This is a genomic window from Odoribacter sp. N54.MGS-14 (genome assembly GCF_000980295.1).
In the GTDB taxonomy this organism is placed as follows: domain Bacteria; phylum Bacteroidota; class Bacteroidia; order Bacteroidales; family Marinifilaceae; genus Odoribacter; species Odoribacter splanchnicus.
In genome coordinates this window covers 1-1,648 of record NZ_LARL01000143.1, presented here as the reverse complement: position 1 = coordinate 1,648, position 1,648 = coordinate 1, and the positions used below count along the sequence as shown (strand labels likewise).

Sequence of the window (1,648 nt, the reverse complement as noted above, 5' to 3'; positions counted from 1 at the left end):
CCTGACTTCGTCATTGCGTACCCCAAAATTCTTCGTCAAAGAGTTTAGCTATTTTCTGATGCCTTGCCATCAGCATGGTTTGCGTATAAACCTCCTTGTTCAGAGGTAGTTTGATTTGTATGGTTGTGATTGTCTTAGCCAATGCAAGCACCTTGTCTACGCTCATCTTAATCTCTGAGACTTTCAGCATACGCTCCAATTCCTTGTATACTTTCAAAGCCACAAAGCAGATGCATATATGAGCCTCGATGCGTTTGCGTGTAAAATGAAACATGGGGCGTATCTCTATCTTTGATTTGGCTATACGAAAGGCACGTTCTACGTGCCAAAGGTTGTGGTATGCAGCATAAACATCTTGTATTGGTATGTTAGTATTGGTGAGATATCCTTTTAGACCGTCCCATTTGGAGTCGTCGGCAATACGGTCATAGTTGATGGCTACTTTCACTTCACCATCCATGGATAAAAACTTATTGTAACCTCTTTTGTTGATGTTACCTTTCGTGAGCGCACCATGCTTGTAAGCCTTTTCCAACCTGCGTATTCCCTTCTCCCGGTTATAGGCATCTTTCTTTGCACGGTCATCTGTATAGCCGATCAAGAGACGACGTCCGCCTTCTTTGTCATATTCAACCATCTGGCAGTCGCGCTTGGGCTGTTCCAGTATCCAGTTCTTGACTTCCTGACTTTCATTCTTTATCTTCGCACCTATTATATACTTGTAACCGTGCGTCTCAAGTTCCGATATACTGGCATTGTTCATCAGACCGGAATCAGCCACCACAACGAAGTTTTCCAAACCGTATTTACTAACAAACTCATTTATCGTCGGCAGCATCGTGTGGCCTTCATATTTGTTGCCCTCATGGATGCAATATGCAAGCGGATAACCGCCCAAACTTACAAGCAGGCCGAGTATGATCTGAGGATTACTGTGACGTCCCTCTTTCGAGAAGCCTGCCTTACGTAATTCGTCCTCATAATCCGCTTCAAAGTAAAGTGTGGTGACATCATAGAACAGCACACCGATATTTCCACCGAACAGTTTCGCCGTATGGCGCACGCTTATATCCTGTACTATTTCGTGCTGATGGTCGCTAAGCTTGTCAAGATAGCGATAGATTTTTGAGAGATCCACATCTTCGTCAAAGTGGTTTTTCAGATATTCCACCGTAGCAGCCTTACTTGTTGGATATGCCAAACGAGCCTTTACAAGCTTGCGGAATACATCATCGTCAATACGATTGAAACCAATCCTGTCAAACGTGCGGTCTAATATCAAGTCGCATCCGTTGAGAAGGATGTTGCTGACATTGGACAGAACACGGCGGACTTCTTCTCGCTCACGGTCACACGCTTCACGCTCCTCACCATACAAATCGAGTTGTGGATGGCGCCGGGATTCTTCTTTTGAAATCCATTCATGACCTGCATTTACGAGACTATCTATTTCGTTTGAATCTTTGGCCACACCAATAGTAATTAACTCTTTGTAAATGCCCTTTGTTTTCTCTGCAACAACAATACTTGTTGTTCCAGACCGATTCTTCTTTCTTTTGACAAACATAGTTAAAAAAACTTTTGCGTACCCCAAAATAAGGGCATGAAAAGATACAAAATATTGTTTATCAATCAATTATAAAATGAA

The 1,648-nt window shown here is 42.8% G+C and carries 1 protein-coding gene; it reads right to left on the bottom strand.

All coding sequences use genetic code 11. The annotated features are described in order from the left end of the window. Positions 1–10: 10 nt before the first annotated feature. Positions 11–1,567 (bottom strand): IS1634 family transposase, encoded by a 1,557-nt coding sequence (locus WS42_RS14590; protein ID WP_046451353.1) that lies wholly within the window; start codon positions 1,565–1,567, stop codon positions 11–13. Positions 1,568–1,648 lie beyond the last annotated feature (81 nt).

Coding starts and splice junctions, on each gene's coding strand:
- WS42_RS14590 (WP_046451353.1), bottom strand. CDS start 1,567: ATGTTTGTCAAAAGAAAGAAGAATCGGTCTGGAACAACAAGTATTGTT.